This window comes from Flavobacterium cryoconiti (genome assembly GCF_048158645.1).
GTDB lineage: Bacteria > Bacteroidota > Bacteroidia > Flavobacteriales > Flavobacteriaceae > Flavobacterium > Flavobacterium cryoconiti.
In genome coordinates this window covers 328,168-348,395 of record NZ_JBLNKW010000001.1, presented here as the reverse complement: position 1 = coordinate 348,395, position 20,228 = coordinate 328,168, and the positions used below count along the sequence as shown (strand labels likewise).

Annotated in this window: 19 protein-coding genes and 1 tRNA gene; 8 read left to right on the top strand and 12 right to left on the bottom strand. The window is 31.6% G+C overall.

Annotated elements, in window-relative coordinates:
* Positions 1-90: 90 nt before the first annotated feature.
* Complete coding sequence (gene ybeY / locus ACM55H_RS01440; protein WP_416834808.1) at positions 91-510, bottom strand: rRNA maturation RNase YbeY; 420 nt, start codon at positions 508-510, stop codon at positions 91-93.
* The gene (locus ACM55H_RS01435) at positions 507-3,809 is read right to left on the bottom strand and encodes a hypothetical protein (protein WP_416834807.1); all 3,303 of its coding nucleotides are present in this window, start codon (positions 3,807-3,809) and stop codon (positions 507-509) included. Before ACM55H_RS01435 ends, ybeY begins: the two co-directional genes overlap by 4 nt.
* Positions 3,810-4,052: 243 nt before the next feature.
* Between ACM55H_RS01435 and gltX the strand changes: the two genes are divergently transcribed.
* Positions 4,053-5,564 (top strand): glutamate--tRNA ligase, encoded by a 1,512-nt coding sequence (gltX, locus tag ACM55H_RS01430; RefSeq protein ID WP_416834806.1) that lies wholly within the window; start codon positions 4,053-4,055, stop codon positions 5,562-5,564.
* 82 nt (positions 5,565-5,646) lie between these two features.
* Here gltX and ACM55H_RS01425 read toward each other — a convergent pair whose 3' ends face one another.
* The gene (locus ACM55H_RS01425; RefSeq protein WP_416834805.1) at positions 5,647-6,288 is read right to left on the bottom strand and encodes a porin family protein; all 642 of its coding nucleotides are present in this window, start codon (positions 6,286-6,288) and stop codon (positions 5,647-5,649) included.
* 78 nt (positions 6,289-6,366) lie between these two features.
* Here ACM55H_RS01425 and ACM55H_RS01420 point away from each other — a divergent pair, with 78 nt between their 5' ends.
* On the top strand, positions 6,367-7,356 hold the full coding sequence (locus ACM55H_RS01420) for an SPFH domain-containing protein (protein WP_416834804.1): 990 nt from the start codon (positions 6,367-6,369) through the stop codon (positions 7,354-7,356).
* A gap of 30 nt (positions 7,357-7,386) precedes the next feature.
* Here ACM55H_RS01420 and ACM55H_RS01415 read toward each other — a convergent pair whose 3' ends face one another.
* From ACM55H_RS01415 to ACM55H_RS01400, 4 genes are all read right to left on the bottom strand, one after another.
* Entirely contained in the window at positions 7,387-7,659 is a 273-nt protein-coding gene (locus ACM55H_RS01415) for a DUF6327 family protein (RefSeq protein WP_416834803.1), read from the bottom strand.
* Positions 7,660-7,664: 5 nt separating this feature from the next.
* Positions 7,665-8,015: a phage holin family protein gene (locus ACM55H_RS01410; RefSeq protein WP_416834802.1), complete on the bottom strand. Its 351-nt coding sequence runs from the start codon at positions 8,013-8,015 to the stop codon at positions 7,665-7,667.
* A gap of 39 nt (positions 8,016-8,054) precedes the next feature.
* Positions 8,055-8,387: a YtxH domain-containing protein gene (locus tag ACM55H_RS01405; protein ID WP_416834801.1), complete on the bottom strand. Its 333-nt coding sequence runs from the start codon at positions 8,385-8,387 to the stop codon at positions 8,055-8,057.
* A 306-nt stretch (positions 8,388-8,693) separates the two neighbouring features.
* Positions 8,694-10,796 (bottom strand): glutamine--tRNA ligase/YqeY domain fusion protein, encoded by a 2,103-nt coding sequence (locus ACM55H_RS01400; protein ID WP_416834800.1) that lies wholly within the window; start codon positions 10,794-10,796, stop codon positions 8,694-8,696.
* A 105-nt stretch (positions 10,797-10,901) separates the two neighbouring features.
* Between ACM55H_RS01400 and folB the strand changes: the two genes are divergently transcribed.
* Together folB and ACM55H_RS01390 are read left to right on the top strand one after the other, a co-directional pair.
* Positions 10,902-11,261, top strand: a complete 360-nt coding sequence (gene folB, locus ACM55H_RS01395) for a dihydroneopterin aldolase (RefSeq protein ID WP_416834799.1) — start codon at positions 10,902-10,904, stop codon at positions 11,259-11,261.
* A gap of 104 nt (positions 11,262-11,365) precedes the next feature.
* Positions 11,366-11,436: transfer RNA gene (locus ACM55H_RS01390), tRNA-Cys, on the top strand.
* Positions 11,437-11,681: 245 nt separating this feature from the next.
* Here ACM55H_RS01390 and ACM55H_RS01385 read toward each other — a convergent pair.
* From ACM55H_RS01385 to rnr, 3 genes are read right to left on the bottom strand one after another with little or no spacing between them, the layout of a single operon-like run.
* Positions 11,682-12,359 (bottom strand): LysE family translocator, encoded by a 678-nt coding sequence (locus ACM55H_RS01385; RefSeq protein ID WP_416834798.1) that lies wholly within the window; start codon positions 12,357-12,359, stop codon positions 11,682-11,684.
* Between the two features lie 37 nt (positions 12,360-12,396).
* The gene (locus ACM55H_RS01380; protein ID WP_416834797.1) at positions 12,397-13,062 is read right to left on the bottom strand and encodes a head GIN domain-containing protein; all 666 of its coding nucleotides are present in this window, start codon (positions 13,060-13,062) and stop codon (positions 12,397-12,399) included.
* 5 nt (positions 13,063-13,067) lie between these two features.
* Positions 13,068-15,260 (bottom strand): ribonuclease R, encoded by a 2,193-nt coding sequence (rnr, locus tag ACM55H_RS01375; protein ID WP_039108351.1) that lies wholly within the window; start codon positions 15,258-15,260, stop codon positions 13,068-13,070.
* Positions 15,261-15,379: 119 nt separating this feature from the next.
* Between rnr and ACM55H_RS01370 the strand changes: the two genes are divergently transcribed.
* Both ACM55H_RS01370 and rpiB read left to right on the top strand, forming a co-directional pair.
* Positions 15,380-15,613, top strand: a complete 234-nt coding sequence (locus ACM55H_RS01370) for a hypothetical protein (RefSeq protein WP_039108353.1) — start codon at positions 15,380-15,382, stop codon at positions 15,611-15,613.
* 725 nt (positions 15,614-16,338) lie between these two features.
* Entirely contained in the window at positions 16,339-16,767 is a 429-nt protein-coding gene (rpiB, locus tag ACM55H_RS01365; RefSeq protein WP_416834796.1) for a ribose 5-phosphate isomerase B, read from the top strand.
* A gap of 8 nt (positions 16,768-16,775) precedes the next feature.
* Here rpiB and ACM55H_RS01360 read toward each other — a convergent pair whose 3' ends face one another.
* A complete protein-coding gene (locus ACM55H_RS01360) occupies positions 16,776-17,054 on the bottom strand; it encodes a DUF1294 domain-containing protein (protein ID WP_416834795.1) in 279 nt (92 codons plus the stop codon).
* A gap of 120 nt (positions 17,055-17,174) precedes the next feature.
* On the opposite strand from ACM55H_RS01360, the gene ACM55H_RS01355 reads away from it, so the two are divergent.
* A complete protein-coding gene (locus tag ACM55H_RS01355) occupies positions 17,175-19,298 on the top strand; it encodes a Tex family protein (RefSeq protein ID WP_416834794.1) in 2,124 nt (707 codons plus the stop codon).
* Between the two features lie 42 nt (positions 19,299-19,340).
* Here ACM55H_RS01355 and tatA read toward each other — a convergent pair whose 3' ends face one another.
* Positions 19,341-19,517 carry a twin-arginine translocase TatA/TatE family subunit gene (gene tatA / locus ACM55H_RS01350; protein ID WP_416834793.1) on the bottom strand — a complete coding sequence of 59 codons (177 nt, stop codon included), beginning with the start codon at positions 19,515-19,517 and terminating at the stop codon, positions 19,341-19,343.
* A 213-nt stretch (positions 19,518-19,730) separates the two neighbouring features.
* On the opposite strand from tatA, the gene ACM55H_RS01345 reads away from it, so the two are divergent.
* Positions 19,731-20,222, top strand: a complete 492-nt coding sequence (locus ACM55H_RS01345) for a peptidase (protein ID WP_416834792.1) — start codon at positions 19,731-19,733, stop codon at positions 20,220-20,222.
* Positions 20,223-20,228: the final 6 nt, after the last annotated feature.

Sequence of the window (20,228 nt, the reverse complement as noted above, 5' to 3'; positions counted from 1 at the left end):
TTGTTCCACGTGAAACATTGCATCATCAATTCTGCCGAATATAAAAATGTTCCACGTGAAACACTTCGGATTTAGAAGTTAAAGACAAGCTTACTGTTCCACGTGGAACAGCGCTAATTTTTCATCTTCTTTACTGCGCATTAAAAGCTCATCAGCTTCACCTTTGTCTTTATATCCGCAATAGTGTAAAACTCCATGAACCAAAACACGTCTTAATTCATCTTCAAAAGGAACGTTAAAATCAACAGCATTGTCTTTTACTCTTTCGATAGAAACAAAAACATCACCACTTAACTCATTCCCCATCGTATAGTCAAAACTAATTATATCAGTTAATGTGTCGTGATTAAGGTATTCTAAATTGATTTTATGTAAATACTCATCATCGCAAAAGATGTAGTTTATCTCTCCCTCTTTCTTGTTTTCGGAAGTAATGACATTAGTTAACCAAGCAGTAACTGCTTCTTCGTTCTCTAAAGTAAAGTCGGTTTCGTAATTAAAATTGATCATTTTTTATTAAAATATTCTTGAACCTTTTGATTAAAATTCGAGCGCAAAGGTAAGGATTGTCTATTTAATATTTCTATGCTATTCAAATAATCTAATAAAGCAGCTGGCAGTGCATTAGATTGATTATTAAACTCCTTTTTATTGGTTTCAGATTGGCGTTTATTTTCTTCACCTTGTTGTTGCAAAGCAGTATTCAATTTTAATAATTCCTGCTTCACATTTAGAATCTTTTGAAGTGTTTCATTTTTAAATCCTTTGTTTAATAGCTGCTTTTCAATTTGCTTCATTTGTTCCAAAGCACTTTGCCCATTCCCACCTAAACCTTTTTTATTAAGTTCGTTTTGCAAAGACTCTCGTAATTGCTTTTGCTCTTTATAGATTTCCATTATAGCTTGGGCATCACCTTCTCCATCACCATCCTGACTTTCTCCTTTACCAGATTTTCCATCTTTTCCGTTTTCCCCCTTTTGACCAGGGTCAGGTTTAGGACCTTTTTTAATTCCTTCTTTCATCTCCTCTCCCAAGGCATCTTGTTTTATTATAATATCCGGTAACTGCATGCCCTGACCTTGACCCGGTTTTGGTTTACCAGAACCCATTCCAGACAATGACATTTGCATCGAGTTGAGCATATCACTAAGCATGTCTGCCAATTTATTCGCAGCAGCAATCGAATATTGCTGATGGGATAATCCTTTAGGGACTAAAGCATCGGATAAACTCTCTAACGATTTGTCAATGTTGTAATGCACGTTGCCAATTTCTTTAGTAACCTCTTCAGCAATTATAGGATTTCTTAGAGACATCGCAAACAAACTATCATCTACATGTTTGAACTGTTGTTTTAAATCCTGTTGAATTTTAATGTTTTTATTATAACCAGGAGAACCCGCTTTATGCCCTTTAAACTGATTCATTAAATCCTCCTGCGACAAAGAAAACGCTAATAAATTATCTAGAATTTGTCGCAACATAACGACATCTTCTTGTAGTTGTTCCTTTTCATTACCTTCCAAAGTTTGTGCCATTTTTGCCGCCATCTCCTTCATCTTTTTGGAAGCACTTTTTTGGCTTGGCTTTGCTTTGGCTTTATTGTCTTTCTTCAATTCCTCAGAAGCTTTCTTTAAATCTTCGTCAATGCTTTTTTCTTTAGCGGCATCTTTAGGAAGATCCATCGGCGATTTCAACTCCTTATTTTCCTTTTCTAAGTCTTTTAAATCCTCTTGAATCTTGTCAAAGTCTGAATTGATATTTTCTTGTTTATCTAGTTTATTTTCCTTTTCATCTTCAGATAATTTATCTTGCTTTTCCGAAAGCTTATCGAGTTTATCACCTAACTGCTCCGCTTTCTTTTCGACATAATACTTCTTTGTTAACTCGACTAATTGCGCTAAATTTTTAATTTGGTTTTTACTGTTTTGTTTAAATTTATCTAACTTGGAAAGTAGCTCTTCGTTTATAATTTTATCATTCAGTTCTTTTAATTCATCCAATAACTTTTGGTTTTTATCCAAATCTTTATCGGCATTATCCATTCGTTTTTGCAACTCTTCTTTTAGCTTGTCCTTTTCATCACTTTTGAATTTATCTAAATTATCTTTCATTTTCTCTGCAAACTGTTTCATCATTTCATCTTGTTGCTTTTGGCGCTTGATGAAATCATTTACTTTCTGTTGGTCTTTAAATTCAAGATTATCTTTTTCTTTTCCTGTTTTTTGCAGTTTTTCAATTTCGGCTATTTGCTTGTCTTGATTTTTTAAGGACTTCTCTAAACCGTTGATGTTATCATTTTGCTGCTGCAAAATTTCATCTTCTTTCTCTTCATCCGTCGAAACACGATTCGAGAAAACAGAAGATTTTGTGCTTTTAAAATGATGGATGGCATCATTGTCATACACTTCAAAATAATAGTCATAGGACACTCCTTGTTCTACTGGAAGATTACTCGGGAAGGAAAATACAAATTGATCGACCGTTGTTTTTTTAACAGCTATTGTTCCACGTTTAGCAGTTTGCGGTTTGTTTCTTTCGTAATATACAATCTGGAGTTTTGACAATCCATAATCATCAGAAATTTGCCCTAAAACATAGTTCCTTCCCACCTTCAAACTGTCTGGTACATTGTTTACAGTAATCGCTGGAAACTGATCTTTGACAATGGTAAGCTGATAATTCAGTTTTTCGTAGTTTTTTACCTTATCATTCGAAGTAAGAATTTGATAATCTGTGTTTTGAAGTATATTTTTAGATAAAGTAAAACTATTTTCCGTTTTCGAAAAGGAAACAGTAGACTTACCTTCAATCCAATCTATTTTTTGAGTGGCTTGTGTATCCATTTTCCAAGTTACACGAGTTCCTTCGGGAATAATGGCGTTACCGGTTCCTTTGATGTTTTCAGGTTTTTTATTCAAATAAGAAGGAAAGTTCAATTGCATTTCGAAATTAGCAATCGAAGGAACAGTAATCACTTTCAATTCATAATCGGATGAAGAAACAGCATTTCCCTCCACGTGGAACAAAACAGTTTCAGAAGGCTTTAGAATTTTAAATTCGAACTCCCCTGCTTTTGTGTTTTCCATAAAATAACTTTCATCTCCTATGAAAATCATGGCATTCTCCGGAACAACTTTACCTACTGTTTTAACTCGAAGTATAAAATCTTTTCCTTGTTCAGTTTGCAGACTCGAATTTAAAACTACAAACTTGAAAGGAGCCGGAGGTAAAAAAGCCGAATTGAAATGCACTACTCTATTCAAACTTTGCGAAATCACATTGCTATTACCCGAAAAATAAAAGACGGCAAAAAACAAAATAGGAATTAGTGCTAACGGTAAATATTTCTGGTTTGTATTGAAGTTTATAGCATTGCCAAAAGGGATTGGTTGCAATGCATTGGCTTTTTGTTCAATCGATGCGAGTAACAATTCTGATTTATTTTGATGATTATCAGCATCCGCCAATTGCAGAAAATTAGTCAGCTTGTCGCTCACTTCCGTAAAATGATTTCCAATTATAGCTGAAGCCTGATTGTAATCAATTCCTTTTTGGAGTTTGAATAATTTGAAAATTGGAAATAAAATAAATCTCGACAACAAGTACACTTCAACACCCACAAAAACCCAAAATAAAATCGTTCTTCCCATTGGCTTAAGCCAAAGAAAATATTCGACAAAAAGCGTAAATAGAAAATACAACAATCCTAAGCCAATAAAAAAAATGATTCCTCGTATCAATTCATTGGTGTAAAACTTTCGGATAAAAGCTTCCAGTTTCTGATAAATAAAATTTTGATTTTCCAAAACGTAAACTTTGTTTTTTGTAACCAATAAAAGTAATAATTTATATGAAATGAACATCAGAAAAAAGTACTCTAAATACGAAACATAATATGTGAATTACACATGACCGATGAAAGACAATAAATAACTACATGTGAATAAAGAAATGTTAAAAAACAGCAAACTCATTAATCTTACATTAACTCATTTTCAAATAATCCAATTGAGTTATTGAATTTGTATCTTTGCAAAAAATTTACAGCAATGTCTAAACAAGTTCGTGTGCGTTTTGCACCAAGTCCAACTGGACCTTTACATATTGGCGGAGTACGTACCGCATTATTCAATTATTTATTTGCCAAAAAAAACAATGGTGTTTTCTTCTTACGAATTGAAGACACTGACCAAAACCGTTTTGTTCCCGGAGCCGAAGAATATATCATGGAAGCCTTGGAATGGCTAGGAATTGCTCCAGATGAAACTATTGGGAAAAATGAGAAATTTGGTCCATACCGTCAAAGCGAAAGAAAAGATTTGTACCAAAAATATGCTGATGAATTAATTAATTCCGGTAATGCCTATTATGCTTTTGATACCGCAGAAGCTTTGGACACAGCAAGAAAACTGGAAGAAGAACAAGGAAAAACATTTATATACAATCACCACAACAGAGAAAAATTAGACACTTCTTTGGTTATTTCTGCTGAAGAAACTGCCCGAAGAATTGCTGATGGAGAACATTATGTAATCCGTTTTAAAACTCCGGTTAATGAAACTTTACATTTGCATGACATCATTCGTGGAGATGTAAAGTTTGAAACGAGTCTTTTGGATGATAAAGTATTATTTAAAAGCGATGGAATGCCAACGTATCATTTGGCTAATATTGTAGATGATCATTTAATGGAAACTTCACACGTAATTCGTGGTGAAGAATGGTTGCCATCGATGCCTTTACACGTTTTATTGTACAGAGCCTTTGGTTGGGAAGCACCTGAATTTGCACATTTACCATTGATTATGAAACCTGTTGGAAACGGAAAATTATCCAAACGTGACGGTGACAAGATGGGCTTTCCTGTATTTCCATTGGATTGGAAAACCGAAGAAGGCGTTTCATCTGGTTACAGAGAAAAAGGTTTTTTCCCGGAAGCAGTTGTTAACTTCTTAGCTTTATTAGGTTGGAATGATGGAACCGAAAAAGAATTATTCACTTTGGAAGAATTAGTTGAAGCATTTGATTTAAGCAGAGTTCACAAAGCTGGAGCTAAATTTGATCCTGAAAAAAACAAATGGTTCAATCACCAATATTTGGCAAAACAAGAAAACATTAGTTTAGCGAAAACCTTTGCTCCTATTGTAGAATCTAAGGATGTTAACCGATATTACTCTTTGGTAGAACTGACAAAAATTGTTTCTTTAATCAAAGAACGCGCTCATTTTGTTTCTGAATTTTGGGAATTAAGTGATTTCTTTTTTATGGTACCAACAGTCTATGATGAAAAAGCAAGAAAAAACTGGAAGGAAGAAACACCAACATTGATGGAAGAATTAATTTCTGTTATAGAAGAAATTACTGATTTTACTTCGCTGAATATTGAAACTATTGTAAAAGATTGGATGACGAAAAACGAAATAGGAATGGGTAAAGTAATGCAACCGTTTCGTTTGAGTTTGGTTGGCGCACTGAAAGGTCCTCACCTATTTGATATTGTTGAAGTAATTGGAAAAGACGAAACAGTTAACAGAATTCAAAAAGCAATAGCTACTTTATAAAAAAACCTTTCAGAATTTAAAACTCTGAAAGGGTCTAATTAAAAAAGCTTCTAATCTAGATTCAGGATTAGAAGCTTTTTTTTTATAAATAAAGAATCAAATCTCCATTGATAATTCCTGGATTTCCTTTGAAATTTACCCCTAAATTCTTCGTGTTCAAGTTACCCAGCATATTGTTTATTCCATATTGATAGGAAACATTAAGTCGGAAATGACGAACTCCAGCTGTTATTCCTACCGTAGGATAAAAATTAAATTTAGAAATATCCTCAATGTCTTTTGCCAATAAAGTGGTTCCTGAAATGATGTTATTTTCGTTTTGGCTATCCACTTTCAATTTTCCGTTTACTTGAACTAATGGCCCAAATTCAACACTCAAATGATTCTCAATAAATTTATAACTCAACTGCAACGATATTTGAGCAGAAGGTAATTTATAATTCACGTCTTCATTTGCTAAAAAAAGCGTTTTTGTGGCAACTGAAAAATTATTTTCACTAAACTGCATTGCGTAAACCATGTCCCAATTGTCATAGAAATTTCCTCGCATCGAAAGTCCGGCATTCCATCCTGTTCCTGGTTTGGTTTGGAAATTATTAGTGTTCAACGTAAATTGATTGATACCTAAACTGATTCCAATTCTGTTAGAATCCCTGTATCCATATTGGGCAAAAGCAGTTATGGTAATTAAAATAAAAACCGAGGTAAGATATATCCTTTTCATAAAATTAAATTAAACAAAGACAAACCTAAAGTTTTTTTGTAATTTAACAGTAATTTTTTAAACTAAATTATTCATACTATGGACATTCCGTTGATTATTTTTCTTGTATTTGCATTATTTATTTTTCTTTCCTCCTTCTTCACGGTAAAACAACAATCCTCGATTATTATTGAACGCTTTGGAAAATTCTTAAGTGTTCGAAATTCTGGATTGCAGTTGAAAATTCCATTGATTGATAGAATTGCAGGACGTGTAAATCTAAAAATCCAACAGTTAGACGTTATCATTGAAACCAAAACCAAAGACAATGTGTTTGTAAAAATGAAAGTTTCCGTTCAATTCAAAGTGATTCAAGAAAAAGTCTATGATGCCTTTTATAAACTGGAATATCCACACGATCAGATTACCGCTTATGTTTTTGATGTGGTTCGTGCCGAAGTTCCAAAACTGAAATTAGATGATGTTTTCGAAAGAAAAGATGATATTGCAATAGCCGTAAAACGCGAATTAAACGAGGCTATGACTACTTATGGGTATGATATTATTAATACTTTGGTAACCGATATTGACCCGGATATTCAAGTAAAAAATGCCATGAATAGAATTAATGCTGCTGACAGAGAGAAAACTGCAGCTGAATTTGAAGGAGAAAGTACAAGGATAAGAATTGTAGCCAAAGCCAAAGCAGAAGCAGAAAGCAAACGTTTACAAGGACAAGGAATTGCTGATCAAAGACGTGAAATTGCTCGTGGACTTGTAGAAAGTGTAGAGGTTTTAAATCGTGTGGGAATCAATTCGCAAGAAGCTTCGGCTTTAATTGTGGTTACGCAACATTACGATACGCTACAGGCCATTGGCGCCGATGCAAACTCTAATTTAATTTTATTGCCTAATTCTCCACAAGCAGGAAGCGATATGCTGAATAACATGGTGGCCTCTTTTACAGCCTCAAACCAAATGGGGGAACTGATGAAGAAAAACAATAAAAAGGTGAAACCAAAAACAGAGGAACATCAAACAGGTCATCAAGCTCCACCACCACCAGAAAATCCTGAAATAGAAATATAATATTTGAATTTTTTAAATAAAAAAAGAGGCTTAATTGCCTCTTTTTCTTTTTGATAACCAACTTTTTACAAACGGAACCGCTTTATTTAGTATAAAAGGAATCGCCGTTGATACGATAGTTCCGTAAGGAATAGCGGAACTATAGGTTCCTATTAAGTCACTCACAATATTTTGTGGAGTAAAACTCTCTTTAGTTTTTTTAACACCATAAACCAATTTTTGATAACTGATTTCTTTTTCAATTTTTAAGATTTCCAGTTCCCTTTCTATTTGAGCATAAGAAGAATATTTTTTAGTTTCCATAATTTTTAGTCGTTAAAAAATATTTCTGAAAATTTCTCTAATATTGGACCTTCAACTATTTTGTCTTTAACTAAAAACAAAAGACCTGTTGCAACAAGATACGCTCCTCCTACGATTAGAAATCCAAGCGGATAACTATCTAAAGAATTGCCTATTGCCATAGCAGCCGCTACAGAGCAAAACAATAAGACCATACCGAAACATAAAAAAATCAATGAGAACTTAAGAATCATGGTAGTAGACTTCATTGCTACTTTAAAACCCCATAATTTATAATAAGCCTTGTTGTTTTTTAAATATGCGTGGATTTGTTCCTGAATATCTTCTGTATTTTCTTTTAATTCTTCAAAAGCCATATTTATTTGTTTTTAATATCAATTAGAAAATAACCAATATTATTTTTGAAGTTTAGCATTTTGTTCTTTTAAATCTGCCAATTTTGATTCTAAAAAAGAAATCACATCTTCTGTTTTATGGCTCACGTTAGAAATCAAGTCTTCATACGTTTCTTGAAGCTCTTTTTTTTTGTTGTGAACAAATTTACTCTTCAACTCTTCTGATGCATTTTCGAATTTGTGTTTTAAATCTTTTATGGCATCATCATAACCATCTTTAAATTTTTCTCTTGTTCTTGTACCTTTATCTGGAGCAAACAAAATTCCAATTCCAGCTCCAATGGCTGCACCAGTTAAAAGAGCCAATAATGTATTTCCTGCGTTATTCGACATGATATTCCATTTTTGATTGTTAATTATTAAAATTACAAATTTTATTAACATATCGCTGTTAACAAGCAGTTAATTTATTTTAAACAAGGCTAAAAAACGAAATAAAAAGCGCTATTAAAACAAATCTTTAGCAAGTGTATTAGAACTCGTAAAACTAAAAAAAAGTCTTTAAATCCATTTTATTTAAGCCTTTTTTAATTAATAAATATTATAGAAAATTAAATTTTAATATCAATTTACTATAATAAAAAAAGCACCTTATAAAAGACGCTTTTAATCATTAAAATCTATAAGAAAGATTTAGTTCTAAAATTTCAATTCATTTAATAATTCTAAAACTTTTTCTGTTTTTTCATTCTTTTTTAATTCTGAAAGCTGTGTTTCAAAAAGACTGAAATTATTCAAATCATTTTGTAAATTTTGAATAGCCAAAATTCTAACCGCAGCCATTTGACTTTTTAATGACATCGTATATAATTTTGTTAAAGATTCTTCTTCGATATCTTTGACTTGTACTTTATCTGAATAATGTAAAATCAAATTCGAAAATAACAATGAGTTATTGTCATTTTTAATATTTTTGACAATAGTCTGAATAATTAAACTGTAGTTATCAATACTTTTTATGTTATCAACAATATTGCTTAAAATTAAATTAGCATTATTTTCATCCTTTTCCTTTACATATTTATTGATTTCTTTTTGGGTATTCATCAATAAATTTTCTTCTTTTTTACCTTTTTCTTCCCAAGCATCTTTCAATCCTACAGTTTTATTAAAGACAATTTTATCATCGGTTGTGTCTTTATCAACATTGAAATAACCCAAACGTTGAAACTGGAATTTCTCATCTGATTGTACCGTTGCCAAACTTGGTTCTACAAATCCTTTTACAATTTGTAACGAACTTGGATTCATAAATTCTAAGAAATTTTTCTCCTTATGACTGTCTGGTGCTTCATCAATAAACAAACGATCATACAAACGAACTTCTGCTTCCAAAGCATGTTCTATAGAAACCCAATGCAAAGTTCCGGCCACTTTTCTTTGACTGGCTTCACTCCCACTTCCGCTTCGGCTATCTTCATCATAAGTCACGTGAATTTCAGTAATAGTTCCTGCAACATCTTTTACAACACTTTCTCCTTTAATGATATAGCCATTTTTAAGACGCACTTCTCTGCCTAAACTCAATCGGAAAAATTTGGCTGGAGCTTCTTCTAAAAAATCTTCTCTTTCAATGTATAATTCTCTTGAAAAAGGAACTTTTCTAAATCCAGCACTTTCATCTTCTTGATTGTTTTCGGCTTCTAACCATTCTTCTTTATCTTCAGGATAATTTGTAATCACCAATTTTATTGGATCTAAAACTGCCATAACTCTTGGAGCATTTTTGTTTAAATCTTCGCGCAAACAAAATTCCAAAAGTGAAAAATCAATTATATTTTCTCTTTTAGCAACACCAATAATATCACAAAACTTACGAATAGAAGCAGCAGTATATCCTCTTCTTCTCAATCCAGAAATCGTTGGCATTCTAGGATCATCCCAACCATTTACTATATTTTCCTGAACCAATTGCAATAGTTTTCGCTTGCTCATTACGGTGTAATTCAAGTTCAAACGAGCAAATTCATATTGATGTGGTCTTACTTTTGATTCATCATAAATTTGGTCTAAAAACCAATCGTATAATTCACGGTGCATCACAAATTCAAGTGTACAAATAGAATGCGAAATTTGCTCTATATAATCACTTTCTCCATGTGCATAATCATACATTGGATAAATGTTCCAATCATTTCCTGTTCTATGATGATGACGAAGTAAAATACGGTACATCAATGGATCACGCATCAACATGTTCTTAGAAGTCATATCAATTTTGGCACGTAAAACATGACTTCCTTCCGGGAAATCACCATTTTTCATTCCTTCGAATAAAGTAAGATTTTCTTCAATAGAACGGTTTCTATAAGGTCCATCAACTCCAGGTTGTGTTGGCGTGCCTTTTTGAACCGCCATGTCTTCAGAAGATTGACTGTCTATATACGCTTTACCATTTTTAATCATGGTAACCGCCCATTCGTATAACTGCTGAAAATAATCAGAAGAATACAATTCTTCGGTCCAATTAAAACCTAACCATTTCAAATCTTCTTTGATTGCATCTACATATTCCTGCTCTTCTTTGGCTGGATTAGTATCATCAAAACGCAAATTAACTGGAGCATTGTACCTTAATCCTAAGCCAAAATTTAAGCAGATAGATTTAGCATGACCAATGTGTAAATACCCATTAGGCTCCGGCGGAAAACGAAAACGTAATTTATCTTGTGGAAAACCATTGGATAAACTGTCTTCAATGATTTGTTCTATAAAATGGAGTGATTTTTCTTCGGTTGACATTTTTTTGTTTAATTTTAGCAAAGATAAATAAATGGTTTAAAGTTTACTGTTTAAAGTTACAGAGATAGCTTTAAACCTAAAAAACTTTGAACAAAAAATTAAAAAATGGGATTTATAAAACTAAAAAATATCAGAACCTACTCCTATCATGGTTGTTTGATTGAAGAAGGAAAAATTGGTTCTGATTATTCAGTTGATTTAAAAGTTAAAACAGATTTACGACAATCATCTATTACAGATAACTTGGTTGACACGGTTGATTATGTGTTGTTAAACCAAATTGTGGTGGAAGAAATGGCTATCAGAGCTAACTTATTAGAACATGTTGCACAACGTATCATTGCCAGAATTATGAAAGAAGTTCCAGCCATTTCAAGAGTTATTCTGGGCGTTTCAAAATTAAATCCTCCTATTGGTGGTGACGTTGAAGCGGTTACAATAGAAATGGAAGATTATAGAAGTTAAATTAAAAATGTTTCGAAAGGTTTAATAAATATTTTTTGAAATTTTTAAACTTTAAACTTTTAAACTTTAAACTTTTTAGTTACTTTTGCCATCCGTTCAACTACGGCGTCGTGGCCGAGCGGCTAGGCTGGGCTCTGCAAAAGCTCCTACTCCGGTTCGAATCCGGACGATGCCTCTAAAACCTTCAAAGCAATTTGGAGGTTTTTTTATGACTAATTTTTAAGAAAAAATATAAAATTTAATACTATTCTTTTAAAACTTAAATGAACTTATATTCCTTAAATGGTTTGGAATTTTCAACATATTAAAGAATATAAGAAATGCTGTAATTATTCCATTTTTTAGAATAAAAAAAAGTCTAAATCCGATAGAAATATTCGGATTTAGACTTTTTTATTTTTGAAATAAAAATGTATTCACTTATTTATCAATCTTTTCGAATGCTTTTTTAACCATTTCTTTTTCTTTTGGAAACCATCCTTGAGTGATTAAAACTATTCCGAAAATCATTAAAACAACACTAATTCCTTTTTTAATTTTAAGAATATTTGTAGGGGTCATTTTAGTTTTTAACTGTTTCGCCAGTATTATTTTAATACAGTCAATGAATAAATAGGATAGTATTACCGTGATAAAAAAAGTTAACATTCTGGATGTTTGCATTTCAAGTTTTGGTCCTATTGAAATAATAATGGCTAACCAAAATCCTAAAACTCCAATATTAATAATATTCAGAAAAAATCCTTTTATAAAAAGACTTAAATAATTCTTTTTTATAATCTCTTTATCTATTGCTTCTGTATTAACTTTTTCTTCTTTTTTTAACCTGACAAAAGAAATTATACCATAAACTAACATCAATATTCCACCAAAAATAAAAAGGGCAGGTTTATCTTTTAAACTTTGAATTAATCTGTAACTGCCTAAATAAGCTATTCCGATGAATACAATATCACCTAAAACAACCCCTAAATCAAAAACTAAAGCAGCTCTAAATCCTTTTATAATACTCGTTTCAAGTAATATAAAAAACACAGGACCAACCATAAAACTCAAAAAAATTCCCCAAGGAATACCGGATAAAATATCGTTTATCATTAAAAATTAAAATTTATCAGAATAGAATGCAAAACTATTATTTTTCTATGATAGTACCACCTAACAATGTTTCTTTATTAATTTGTTTTGGTTTTCCATGAATATAAATAGAACCACCAGCTTTCACTTTTGCATCGACCAATGTAGTAGCATAGATTTCTGCCTTTCCTCCTGCAGCGACGCTTATTGATGTTTGTGCCGTATGTAAATCACTTGCTTTCAAAATTCCACCAGACGTAATGACAACATCTTGATTTAATGCTTTTCCAGAAATGTCAATTATTCCTCCTGAATTTGCTTTAACATTCACTTTTTCTACGTCTAAATCAATGTTTATTTCTGATCCGGCTTTTGAATTTAAATCAATACTGGTTTGTTTAAAAGTGTTTTCACTTGAAACATAACTTCCCTCGCTTGCACTGATACTTTCAATTCTTTTAAAATATAATTTAACTGTAATAGCATCACCTGATAATAATTTTGGAAAAGGCATTCTTATCTTTAATTCTCCATTTTTATTAACTATTTCAACTTCATCCGCTCTATTTCCTGTTATAATAATTTTATTTTCTGAGCCAGAAATTAATTTTACATTGATTTTATCAAATACTTTAACTGCATCAAAATCTCCTAAGTTTCTGGTTACCTGAGCATTTGTTAATTGACTTAAAAATACAAAGGCAATAATCACTAATTTTTTCATTTTTTTTATTTTATTGGTTCTTCAATTCTTCTTAAAAAATTAAAATCCAGTTGTTTTTTAACTAAATCGGCATTTTTTACTTTAACGTAAATTTCATCTCCTAATTGCAATAATTTACCCGAAGTTGCGCCAGTTAGTGCATATTGTTTTTCGTCAAATGTGTAATAATCATCTTTTATATCACGTATTCTACACATTCCTTCACATTTATTCTCGATGATTTCTACATAAATTCCCCATTCAGTCACACCGGAAATTACACCCAAAAATTCTTGATCCTGATGATCTTGCATGTATTTTACCTGCATGTATTTGATAGAATCCCGCTCGGCATTGGTTGCCAAACCTTCCATTGTTGAGGAATGAACGCATTTTGTTTCATACGTTTCTTCATCAACTGATTTTCCTCCGTCAAGATAATGTTGTAATAATCGATGCACCATTACATCAGGATAACGACGAATTGGTGATGTAAAATGCGAATAATAATCAAAAGCTAAACCGTAATGTCCTATGTTATCCGTAGAATATTTGGCTTTACTCATACTTCTAATAGCCAAAGTATCAATTAAATTCTGTTCTTTTTTACCATTTACTTCTTCCATCAAAGCATTCAATGATTTAGAAATATCGCCTTTATTACGGAAATCAATTTTGTAACCAAACTTTGCAATTACCGTTTGCATGGCAATTAATTTATCTTCATTTGGTTCATCGTGAATTCTGTAAATGAAGGTTTTCTTTTGTTTTCCAATGAATTCTGCTACTTTTTTATTAGCCAAAAGCATAAATTCTTCAATCAGATGATTGGCATCTTTGGAAACTTTAAAATAAACTCCTTGAGGTTCACCAGCTTCATCTAAATTGAATTTTACTTCTACTTTATCAAAAGAAATTGCTCCATCGGCCATTCTTCTTTTTCTAAAAATTTTAGCTAATTCATCCAGTTTTAAAGTCGCTGAGACAATTTCTTCCGAAACTTGATACGAACTTCCAGTTATTGAAATTTCTTCGGGAATAACATCGTCCTTCGTTTCTATGATATATTGCGCTTCTTCGTAAGAAAATCTTTGATCAGAGTAAATTACAGTTCTACCAAACCATTGATTGACGACCTGAGATTTTTCAGTGATTTCGAATATTGCCGAAAACGTATATTTTTCTTCATTTGGACGCAACGAACAAGCAAAATTTGATAATACTTCGGGTAACATTGGCACTACTCTATCCACTAAATAAACAGAAGTTGCTCTTTGATACGCTTCATCATCTAGAATGGTTCCTTCTTCAAGATAATACGAAACATCTGCAATGTGAATACCAATTTCGTAATTACCATTTTCTAATTTTTTAAATGATAAGGCATCATCAAAATCTTTGGCATCTTTTGGATCAATTGTAAAAGTCAACGTATCACGCATGTCACGACGTTTGGCAATTTCACTTGCTTCTATCGATGTATCTATTTTTTGGGCATAGGTTTCCACTTCAATAGGAAATTCTGATGGTAAGCCATATTCAGCAAGAATAGCGTGAATTTCAGTATCATGTTCTCCTGGTTTTCCTAAAACTTTGATTACTTTTCCAAAAGGACTATCAGCTCTGTCTGGCCAATCTTCGATATGAACTAAAACTACATCTCCTTGCTCTGCCTCTCCTATTTTATCTTTTGGAATAAAAATATCCGTGTACATTTTTGGATTGGCTGTAGAAACAAAAGAGAAGTTTTTCTGGATATCAATAACACCCACAAAATCCGTTTTATTTCTTTCAATCACTTCAATCACTTCACCTTCAGGTCTTTTCCCTTTTCTTCGATTGTAAACATAAACTTTTACAATATCTTTATCTAAAGCGTGATTTAAATTATTGGTTGGAATGAAGACATCTTCTTCTAAATCTGGACAAACAAAATAAGCTGTTTTACGACCAGTCATATCAATCTTACCTTCGTAATAGTCTTTGCTTATTGCTTTTATTAAATATTTACCAGGTTCTGATTCTATAATTTTATTTTGAGAAGCTAGAATCTTCAAATCTTTTATAATTTGATTTCTGCTTTGGGTGTCATCCAGTTCCAGCTTTGCTCCTATTTGTTTATAATTGAATGCTTTATTAGCACTTTGCGACAATATTTTTACTATTTTATCAGAGAAATCTTTCTCTTTTTTGATCGGCTTTCTTAATCTTTTACTCATACATCTTTTCTTATTGCGCATAAAATTACGAAATAGTTAATCGTTATCAATAAACGGTTAGCAGTTTTAAAGAAAATATAACTTTACAGAATAGTTGTACCTTTATAAAAACAATTAAAATGGAAGATTTTCAAACTATTGCTATTTTTAATTATTCACATGAAATTGTTGTTCTGAAGCACATTTTAGATCAAGAAGAAATTCCTTATTTTTTTGAAAATGAAACAACATTAGCTGTTGTTCCTTTTTATTCAAATGCATTAGGCGGAATTAAGTTAAAAGTACACGTTAACGATTTTGAAAAGGTTCAGGAAATTTTAGATCATTTGAATAACAATCTAACCATAGTTTAATTCAATTTTAAAATTTTTATTTCTTCAAAGTTGTCAACATATATTTAAATAAACAAAAAGAAAAATTAAATTTAAATTCTTTCTTGGTTGTTATTATAGCGTGTTAATAGCCACAATAAATTTATTTTAAAAGGTATTGTAATGAAGTTTAAAGTTGTTATACCGACTTATCAACAATACTATTTTAAGGTAAAGGATTAGTTTTAAAGTGTTTTTAAATTTTAATTAACAATGGTTAATAATTCAAATAGAATTGATTTTGTAAATAACTACTTTTTGAGTTTTTGTTAATAAACTGTTTTTTTATAATGATAACTATTCTAAAAATTCACCAAACAATATTTGGATTTCTAATGTGGGTTTTGGATTACTTATTTTTTGGTTACAACCAAAAAAAACTTCTAATATTCTATCCAAAGTTATGAACAGGTTGTGTTAATTTAAAGTTAACTGAATATCAAGCAATTGCATTTTACTATTAACAATGTAAAAAATTAACATTTTAAATATAAAATGTACATTGATTAACAGCTATTTATATATTTATTAAAATTGTTGATAACCGCTAATCAAATAGCAATCTGATAGTTATAAACGCTACAATTCACCTTAATTTTAATGACTTATTTTGAATTGAATTATACTATTAAAGAAAGCGGAATTTAAATTCAACAAAACTAAATTTCTTTATTTAAATTTGCACCATACAACTTAATATAGTAAAAATGAAAATATCCATAGGAAACGATCACGCTGGTCCAGAATACAAAAAAGCAATTGTTGAAATGCTTAAAGCAAAAGGACATGAAGTAACTAATTACGGAACTGATTCAGCAGATAGTGTAGATTATCCTGATTTTGGCCATCCAGTTGCTATTGATGTTTCTGAAGGAAAAGCTGATTTTGGAATCGTTATTTGCGGAAGCGGAAATGGAATTTCAATGTCGGTTAATAAACATGCAAAAGTACGCGCCGCTTTATGCTGGATAAAAGAAATTGCAGTTTTAGCCCGTCAACATAATGATGCTAATATAATTAGTATTCCAGCTCGTTATACTTCAATTCCGCAAGCAGTAGAAATGGTAGATGCTTTCTTAAATACTGAATTTGAAGGTGGAAGACATCAAACAAGAGTGGATAAAATTAGCTGTTAGTAATTATTTTATATGAATATCTTTTCATAAAAATAAAATAATCCAACAGCAATTACAATTTGAATAAATACAATTCTGTAAAATTTAAAAAGATAGTATTTTTTAGCAATTTTATGTCTAAAAATGTACATGGCTAATGCCGAACCAATTGTGCCGCCAACAGCAGCAAATGATAAAAGGGTTTCTTCGGAAATCCTTTTTTTATGGGTAATGGCTAATCGTTTATCATAAGCAGTAATTATAAAAGCTAAAATATTCAAGGTTAAAAAACTATATAATAAAGTCATAAATGATATAAATTTCAAGTTTAAAGCTATTATTTTAGCTAAAAAATTAATTAGACAATTTCATTTTTTTCTAATTAAACAATTTTTAGATTAACACATTTAAAATTATCTAATTACATAATGACTAATATACAATTTATAAATAAAACTGTTGTAACAGCAGCGGTTAATATTCAAAAAACCGTTCAATTATTGCAAGAGGATTGTACCATTCCGTTTATTTCCCGGTATCGAAAAGATACAACAGGAAATCTGGATGAAGTACAAATAGAACAAATTGCAAAGCTTCAAAAGGAATATGAAGTGATTGTAAAAAGGAAAGAAGCAATTTTGAAATCCATTACCGAACAAAATTCACTTTCGCCGGAATTAGAGAAAAAAATCCAGCAAAGTTTTGATTTACAGGAACTCGAAGATTTTTATCTGCCATTCAAAAAGAAGAAAAAAACAAAAGCTGATGTTGCTCGTGAAAACGGATTAGAGCCTTTGGCAAAAATCATCATGGCACAAAATAATGATGCTATTGATTTTATTTCTTCCAAATATTTGAATGAAAACGTCATCAATGAAGATGCCGCTTTACAAGGCGCCAGAGACATTATTGCCGAATGGATTAATGAAAATATTTATGTTCGAAAACAACTCCGAAGATTGTACGAACGTAAAGCAATCATTACCACCAAAGTAGTAAAAACTAAAAAAGACGAAGAAGCAGCCCAGAAATTCAATCAATATTTTGAGTGGTCAGAACCGTTGACTAAAGCGCCATCCCATCGATTATTAGCGATGCTTCGTGCCGAAAATGAAGGTTTTATCAAGTTTAAAGTAGAAGTAGATATTGATGAAGCGTATGATATTATTGATACATTAATCCTAAAAAGCCAAAACAGCACAACACCTCATGTACAATTAGCTATCGAAGACAGTTACAAACGATTGTTGAATCCGGCAATTTCAAATGAAGCTTTACAAGAGGCAAAAGCTAAGGCTGATGCCAATTCCATTCAGGTTTTTGCAAATAATCTTGGACAGTTATTATTAGCACCGCCTTTGGGTGAAAAACGAATTCTGGCGATTGATCCTGGATTTAGAAGTGGTTGTAAAATTGTTTGTCTGGATGAAAAAGGCGATTTGTTGTACAATGAAACCATTTATCCGCACGCGCCCCAAAAAGAGGAAGCGATGGCGATGAAAAAAGTCCGTTCGATGGTGAATTCCTATAAAATTGATGCAATTTCGATAGGAAACGGAACGGCTTCTAGAGAAACAGAATTTTTTATCAAGAAAATAGCGTTTGACAAACCGGTTCAAGTTTTTATCGTTTCTGAGGCCGGAGCATCTGTTTATTCTGCATCCAAAATTGCGAGAGAGGAGTTTCCTGATTATGATGTTACGGTTCGTGGTTCGGTTTCTATCGGGCGACGATTGAGTGATCCATTGGCCGAATTGGTGAAAATTGACCCTAAAGCCATTGGCGTAGGCCAATACCAACACGATGTGGACCAAAATAAGTTAAAAGAAGAATTGGATAACACGGTGATTCGTTGTGTGAATTCCGTTGGGATAAATATCAACACGGCGAGTAAACACTTGTTGAGTTATGTGAGTGGAATAGGAGAGAAGCTAGCCGAAAACATTGTGCAATACCGTTCAGAAAACGGCCCTTTTCAAGACCGAAAGCAACTCAAAAAAGTACCTCGTTTAGGCGAGAAAGCCTATCAACAAGGAGTTGCTTTTATTAGAATTTCGAATGCAAAAAACCCATTGGATAATTCAGCAGTACATCCGGAAGCCTACGGAATTGTGGAAAAAATGGCGAAAGATTTGAAATTGACGGTGCATGATTTGATTGCCAACAAAGAGAAAACAGCTTTAATAAAACCCGAAAATTACATTACGCCTGAAATAGGTTTGCTGAGTTTAAAAGACATAATCAAAGAACTCGAAAAACCAGGATTAGATCCTAGAAAATCGGCCAAAGTATTCGAATTTGACCCCAATGTAAAAACAATAAAAGATGTAAAATCAGGAATGATTTTGCCGGGAATTGTGAATAACATTACCAATTTTGGTTGTTTTGTAGATATTGGAGTAAAAGAAAGTGGATTGGTTCACATCTCGCAACTCAAAGCAGGTTTTGTAAGTGATGTCAATGAAGTTGTAAAATTACATCAACATGTTCAAGTAAAAGTAACGGAAGTTGATGAAGACAGAAAGAGAATCCAACTGACGATGATTATTTAAACCATAAAAAAAAGGCTTTTCAAATTATGAAAAGCCTTTTTTTTATTTTGTTTCTTCTTCTTTTTTATCAGCTGGCTGATTGTCATCTTTGGCTGCGTTTTTGAATTCTTTAATTCCGCTTCCTAAACCTTTCATTAATTCCGGGATTTTTTTACCTCCAAAAAGTAATAAAACAACGGCCAATATAACAAGGATTTCTGTAACACCTAATCTTCCCATGATTGAATAATTTATTGCCGAAGCAAATTTGTGATAAATCTAACGACAAAGATAAATAGAATAACTTAACAGAAACTCTTTTTAAGGCAATTATTTGGTTTCAATAACGTTAAAAATTTATTAAAACAAATTTACCATCTTTAAAAAGGGGCAAATGGAACGGAATACTATCCATACTATAAATTGATTATATTTGTTCAATAATCAAATTGTATGTCCGGAAAAAGACAAAAAAGAAAAAAACTCAAGGAAAATTTATTCAATAAAAGACGTTTAATAATTTTAAACGAAGATACTTTTGAAGAAACATTTTCTTTAAAACTTACTTTGATGAATGTTTTTGTATTTGTCACTTTGAGTACCATTATTATTATCACAGTTACCACTTTTATTATTGCCTTTACGCCTTTACGTGAATTTATTCCGGGATATTCTTCTTCAAAACTTAAAAAAGATGCCACCCAATTGGCTTTAAAAGCAGATTCTTTGTCGTTTGCTTTAAAGAAAAATGAAGCTTATATTAAATCCATTCAAAAAGTATTAACAGGACAATTGGAATATGCAAAATTCAACAAAGATTCCATCCTTGCGGCAACTGAAGAAGTTTCCTCTCCGGTAAATTTAGCTGCTTCAAAAAAGGAAATGGAATTAAGGGAACAAGTCGCGAAAGAAGAAAAAGAAACGATTTCTAAAAAATCAAAGTAAAAATTC